Source organism: Methanospirillum sp. (genome assembly GCF_035406105.1).
In the GTDB taxonomy this organism is placed as follows: domain Archaea; phylum Halobacteriota; class Methanomicrobia; order Methanomicrobiales; family Methanospirillaceae; genus Methanospirillum.
Genome location: NZ_DAONKG010000161.1, coordinates 1 through 5,722, shown reverse-complemented (window position 1 = coordinate 5,722; position 5,722 = coordinate 1). Strand labels below are relative to the sequence as shown.

10 protein-coding genes and 1 tRNA gene are annotated in these 5,722 nt (G+C 50.9%); all 11 read left to right on the top strand.

The window, feature by feature from the left end:
* Nucleotides 1-341, top strand: a 341-nt coding sequence (locus tag PLA23_RS09780) for a 4Fe-4S binding protein (RefSeq protein WP_324475038.1), incomplete at its 5' end; no start/stop codon positions are given.
* Between the two features lie 6 nt (nt 342-347).
* Complete coding sequence (locus PLA23_RS09775) at nt 348-713, top strand: 50S ribosomal protein L18e (protein WP_324330755.1); 366 nt, start codon at nt 348-350, stop codon at nt 711-713.
* Between the two features lie 7 nt (nt 714-720).
* Nucleotides 721-1,143: a 50S ribosomal protein L13 gene (locus PLA23_RS09770; RefSeq protein WP_324475037.1), complete on the top strand. Its 423-nt coding sequence runs from the start codon at nt 721-723 to the stop codon at nt 1,141-1,143.
* 12 nt (nt 1,144-1,155) lie between these two features.
* The gene (locus tag PLA23_RS09765) at nt 1,156-1,557 is read left to right on the top strand and encodes a 30S ribosomal protein S9 (RefSeq protein ID WP_324331234.1); all 402 of its coding nucleotides are present in this window, start codon (nt 1,156-1,158) and stop codon (nt 1,555-1,557) included.
* 40 nt (nt 1,558-1,597) lie between these two features.
* Nucleotides 1,598-1,786 (top strand): DNA-directed RNA polymerase subunit N, encoded by a 189-nt coding sequence (locus tag PLA23_RS09760; RefSeq protein ID WP_324331220.1) that lies wholly within the window; start codon nt 1,598-1,600, stop codon nt 1,784-1,786.
* Nucleotides 1,787-1,861: transfer RNA gene (locus tag PLA23_RS09755), tRNA-Pro, on the top strand.
* Between the two features lie 33 nt (nt 1,862-1,894).
* Entirely contained in the window at nt 1,895-2,062 is a 168-nt protein-coding gene (locus PLA23_RS09750; RefSeq protein ID WP_324331221.1) for a DNA-directed RNA polymerase subunit K, read from the top strand.
* Nucleotides 2,063-2,071: 9 nt separating this feature from the next.
* Nucleotides 2,072-3,280 (top strand): phosphopyruvate hydratase, encoded by a 1,209-nt coding sequence (gene eno, locus PLA23_RS09745; RefSeq protein ID WP_324331223.1) that lies wholly within the window; start codon nt 2,072-2,074, stop codon nt 3,278-3,280.
* Nucleotides 3,267-3,875: a 30S ribosomal protein S2 gene (gene rpsB, locus PLA23_RS09740; RefSeq protein WP_324331225.1), complete on the top strand. Its 609-nt coding sequence runs from the start codon at nt 3,267-3,269 to the stop codon at nt 3,873-3,875. The genes eno and rpsB overlap by 14 nt, the downstream gene beginning before the upstream one ends.
* Nucleotides 3,876-3,940: 65 nt before the next feature.
* Nucleotides 3,941-4,735: an AmmeMemoRadiSam system protein B gene (amrB, locus tag PLA23_RS09735; protein WP_324331226.1), complete on the top strand. Its 795-nt coding sequence runs from the start codon at nt 3,941-3,943 to the stop codon at nt 4,733-4,735.
* Nucleotides 4,735-5,604: a mevalonate kinase gene (mvk, locus tag PLA23_RS09730; protein ID WP_324331230.1), complete on the top strand. Its 870-nt coding sequence runs from the start codon at nt 4,735-4,737 to the stop codon at nt 5,602-5,604. The genes amrB and mvk overlap by 1 nt, the downstream gene beginning before the upstream one ends.
* Nucleotides 5,605-5,722: the final 118 nt, after the last annotated feature.

The window sequence follows — 5,722 nt, the reverse complement described above, 5'->3', positions numbered from 1 at the left end:
GTAAGAAGAAATCAGTAATTGCGCCTGAGCTCTGTGACGGATGCGGTCTGTGTGTTGAGGTCTGCCCGAAGGAGATTCTTGAGGTGAAGGGTTCTGCGGTCAGGGTAAAGGATGGTGCCCTTGAATCATGTTCTCTGTGCCGGCTCTGTGAGCAGGCATGTCTGAACAGTGGTATTGGTGACGAGCCGGCTATTCATATATCAATGGATGACCGGAGATTTCTCTTCACCGTCGAGAGTGCCGGTGCCTTGCCGACGGTTGGAATTATCAAGCATGGACTGCTGTTTCTGAAAAAACAGTCAGATGAATTACACGAGGCTTTGAGTGAAATTAGAGGGTAACGGAGCATGACCAGAAGGAATGACAAGTCCAATCCGCGCCTTGCCGAACTCATCAGACTCCTGAAGCAGACGTCGCGTGAGAACGAAGTTGAGATCTGGAGTGATATCGCATCCAGACTTGAGAAGTCGCGGAAGAACTACGCGGAAGTGAACGTCAGCAAGATCAACCGGTATGCACAGGAAGGGGAGACCCTGATTGTACCGGGCAAGGTCCTTGGGAGCGGAGTTGTAGAGGCAGGCGTGACGGTTGCTGCACTGAGTTTTTCAGATGCTGCAGTAAGCAAGATCACAAAGGCAAACGGGCAGTGCATGAGTATTGAACAGTTGCTCTCTCAGAACCCGAAAGGGAGCAGGACAAGGATACTGAGGTAGGTATATCATGGTAACAATTATTGACGGTGATGGCCTGCTTGTCGGAAGACTTGCCAGCACTGTTGCAAAGCGTGCCCTTGCAGGTGAAGAGATCGCAGTTATCAATGCTGAAAAGGCAGTGATTTCAGGAAGCCGTGCACGGGTTCTTGGGAACTATAAACAGAAACGTCAGCGTGGTTCCCGTGAGGGAGGTCCGTTCTTCCCCCGAAGGCCGGATCATATTCTGAAACGGACCATTCGTGGTATGGTTCCCTATAAGCGTGAGCGGGGAATCGCAGCTATGAAGCGGATCAGAATCTATGTGGGTGTTCCGGATGAATTTGCCGGACAGCCGTTTGAAACGATTGAGGATGCAAGCAAGAAGCGGCTGGGCAACCCGTCACATGTGACACTTGGTGCAGTCAGCACGTTCCTTGGAGCAAAATACTGAATCAGGTGACCTCTGATGAGAATAATCAATACCAGTGGAAAGAGAAAGACCGCGGTTGCACGGGCAACATTCCGTCCTGGAAAAGGGGTAGTTCGTATTAACTCCCTGCTGCTTGATGTGTTCTCCACCGAGCTTGCCAGAATGAAGATATCCGAACCACTCCAGCTGCTTCCGGGTGTGCTGGACGGCGTGGATGTCTCAATCAAGGTGGCTGGCGGAGGTATCATGGGGCAGGCAGAAGCTGCACGTACCGCCCTTGCTAGGGGAATTGTCAAGTGGCATAATGATCCCCGGATGAAAGATGTTTATCAGGTGTATGATCGCAGTCTGCTCGTGAATGACTCACGTCAGAAAGAAGCCAAGAAGCCACACGGCCGTGGGGCACGGAAGAAATTCCAGAAGTCATACCGGTGAGCTTTATTAGGATGAACTATAACATTAGTGGAGCAACCAGATGATACCGGTTCGCTGTTTCACCTGCGGAAAGGTAATCTCCACTGCATACGAGGAATATAAACGCCGTCGGGATGCGAGCGAGGATCCAAAACAGATCCTCGACGATCTCGGAATGGATCGGTATTGTTGCCGGCGTATGTTACTCACGCACAAGGAGATTATTGACGAGCTTAACCCATACCAATGAGGGGTCGTAGGGTAGCCTGGACCATCCTAGGGCGTTCGGGACGCTCTGACCTGAGTTCGAATCTCAGCGACCCCATTCTTGTGCCAACGGATTTTTGAGGAGTTACGCATGCAAACTTATACTCGCTATGAGAAGGCGCGAATTGTCGGCGCCCGGGCACTTCAGATATCTATGGGTGCCCCGATCCTCATTGCTACGTCAAGTATTGATCCACTTGAGATCGCAATGGAGGAATTCGACCGTGGGGTTATTCCGATAACAGTGAAACGGAGATAGGGTAATCGGATGACCATCACGCGCGCAATCACTCTGCGAACCATCCTCGATTCCAGGGGAAGAAAGACGGTTGAAGCTGAGGTCAGGACTGAACACGGAGCCGGGCGTGCTGCAGCACCGGGTGGTGCAAGCACCGGTATATACGAGGCCGTGGTACGGGATCCGGAACAGGCAGTTCCTGATGCAAAATCGCAGGTTCTTCCCCATCTCATCGGGATTGATGCATCAGATCAGATCGGTGTGGATCGCCTGCTCAGGGAGATTGACGGGACAGATAACTTCTCCGGAATAGGAGCAAATGTTGCTGTTGCCCTCTCTCTAGCCATGGCAAAGGCCGCAGCAGATTCCCGGGGGATTCCGCTCTGGCAGCATATTGGTGGTATATTCACAGATTCAGCACCGCTACCGCTCGGCAATATTATCGGCGGCGGTGCTCATGCACCGCATGCGACAGAGTTCCAGGAATTTCTCGTAGCACCGACCGGCTGTGAATGTGTTCGTGATGGTATCTTCGCAAATGCACAGGTTCATAAAACCGTATATGATCTGCTCAGAAAGCGTGGCATATATGCAGGAAAAGGGGATGAAGGGGCATGGGCACCCCCGATCTCTGATCCTGAAGCCTTCAGGATTCTGACAGAAGCGATATCAGTGATATCTGATGAGACCGGATGTGAGATACGTCCAGGTATTGATGCAGCAGCCAGTCAGCTCTATGATCCTGAAACAGGGATGTACCGGTACCGGGATGGGACCATTAGATCACCGGATGATCAGGTCACCTATATTGCTGATCTGATTGACGAGTACGATCTGATCTATGTAGAGGATCCTCTCCACGAAGAAGACTATGCAGGATTTGCTGCCCTGAACCGTGAGGCAGGAAACCGGTGTCTTATCTGCGGAGATGACCTCTTTGTAACAAACACGAAACGTATCCAGGAAGGTATCTCTCACGGGAGTGCCAATTGTGTGCTTATCAAGCCAAATCAGATCGGGACCCTGACTGATACCTGTGAGGCCGTCCGGCTGGCAAAGCGCCACGGGATGGAGGTAGTCATGAGTCACCGGTCTGGTGAGACGGAAGATCCAGCCATTGCCCATCTTGGATGTGCATTTCAATGTGTATTTATCAAAACGGGGGTTGTCGGCGGGGAGCGGACAGCCAAATTAAACGAACTCATACGGATTGAGGAGAGTATCTATGAACGGAAATGAAATGGAGATTGAACTGAACGAGCCACTTGTTTCAGTTGAAGAGTATCTTGCAGCAGGTGTCCACATCGGGACCCAGCAGAAGAGCAGCGACATGAAGAATTTCATCTACCGCGTCCGCGGGGATGGATTGTATATTCTGGATATCAGGGAGACCGATGAGCGGATCAAACTTGCCGCAAAGTTCCTTTCCCAGTATGATCCGGCCAAAATTCTGGTCGTCACCTCTCGTCAGTACGGTCAGTACCCTGCCCGGCGGTTTGCAGATTCCATTGGCGCAATCTCGATCATCGGCAGATATATCCCAGGAACCCTCACAAACCCGCTCCTTCCACGCTATGTGGAACCTGATGTCGTTGTCGTGACAGATCCGGTCAGTGATCTGCAGGTGATCCGGGAGGCAATTCAGATCAGTATTCCGGTCGTTGCTCTCTGTGATACCAATAATATGACAAGTCTTGTGGATGTCGTTGTGCCCACCAATAACAAGGGGCGCAAAGCACTCTCCATGATTTATTTCCTCCTGACCAAGGAGTTCCTCCGTCATAAGGGATATAACACCTCCCTGACCCCTGAAGACTTCGAAACCGAGATGTAAGAGTCCGTCAAAGGGATCATCAGGAACCGATATCCTGAAACGTAACCGGGACTAATCCCTCGTCCATGAAGATCAGGGCTAGCACAGTTGCCGGGATGTTCTATCCTGGTGACCCCGGACGTCTCAGACAACTCCTGTCTGAACTCTTTCGGAATGTACCCTGCTCCGGTGATGCAGCAGGGGTGGTATCTCCTCATGCCGGGTATGTATACTCCGGAAGGACCGCAGCAACGGCGTTTGCTGCATTTGATGAGAAGTTTGAAGGAACATTTCTGGTCATAGGTCCCAGTCACCGGGGGTTTCCCACCTGTATATCGCAGATTCCCTGGGAAACCCCGCTTGGGATACTGGAGCCTGATACAGAACTTGGATCATATATTGACCTCCCGGTCGATGAACGGGCGATGGGGTATGGAACAGAGAACTCTCTGGAGGTCCAGATGCCGTTCATTCAATTCCGGTTCCCCCGGTCAAGGATTGTTCCGATCATGATGGGATACCAAACCCTTCCCGAAGTACACCGGATATCGTCAGTCATCATCAAAGCTCTGGAAAAATATCAAAAACCGGTAAAAATTGTGGCATCAAGCGACTTCTCTCATTATGTTTCAGCCGAAAAGGCATACCGTGATGATCACTATGCAATAGAAGCACTCATACATATGGACGTTGCAGAGTTTTTTTCCAGAATACAGTCGCATAACATCACCGCCTGCGGGTATGGTCCCATAGGCTGCATGATAGAAGTGTTAAAGACCCGGGGGAAAACCCGGTGCGATCTGCTCGAATATACCACTTCAGGAGAGGTCAGTGGTGATTACGACCAGGTCGTAGGCTATGCGGCATTGGCGGTGCGATAGTGGCAACCTGGAGTGCACCCGGAAAGGTATTCCTGTTCGGCGAACATGCCGTTCTGTATGAGAAACCCGGGATAGCACTTGCAATCAGACCACGGGTATATGTCACGGTCAGAAAAACAAATCATCCTCATCATGCGAAATCTCCCTATATTGATCAGTGTTTTCGTGAATTTGGGGTAAAGGGAAGTGTATACATCAACTCACAGCTTCCCAGTTCATCAGGACTTGGGTCATCAGCTGCTGTGACGGTTGCAACACTTGCAGCGATCAATGATGAATTTGATCTGGGACGGAGTAAGGAACAGATCGCGGAACTTGCCTGGAAGATAGAGAAGAAGGTTCAGAAAGGAAGGGCGAGTGCGACAGATACCACCGTCTCAACATACGGCGGTATGTTTCTGATCAAAGGGGGGACAAGGAAACGACTTGCACCGCAGAATTACCATTTGGTTGTTGGAAACACCCAGGTATCGCATTCAACCAGCAGGATGGTTGAAAAGGTCGCAGAACTGAAAACAAGACATCCGTCGATCATCAATCCTGTTCTGGACTCTATTGAGGCGATCGTGTTAGATGCCATGAAGCACCTTGATGAACCGGCATATCTGGGAAGACTGATGGATATGAATAATTGTCTGCTTGAGACGCTGGGTGTCGGCCATCCCCAGCTCTCTCGATTGGTTCTTGCAGCACGGCTCACGGGTGCATTTGGCGCAAAGATAACCGGTGCAGGAGGCGGAGGATGTATGGTGGCCCTGGCACCCAAAAATGTCAGGGCCAGGATTGCAGGGGCCATTGAGGTCTTTGATGGCAGGGCGATTATCACCTGCATTGACACAGAAGGACTGAGAAAGGAGCGGGATGCCTGATCGGATTATTGTAAAACTTGGTGGGAGTGTTATCACCGAGAAGGGAAGTGGTGATGCCGGAACCATTCGCAGGGATACGATACGGGACGTGGCAAAAACCCTCAAAAAACATTTAGAT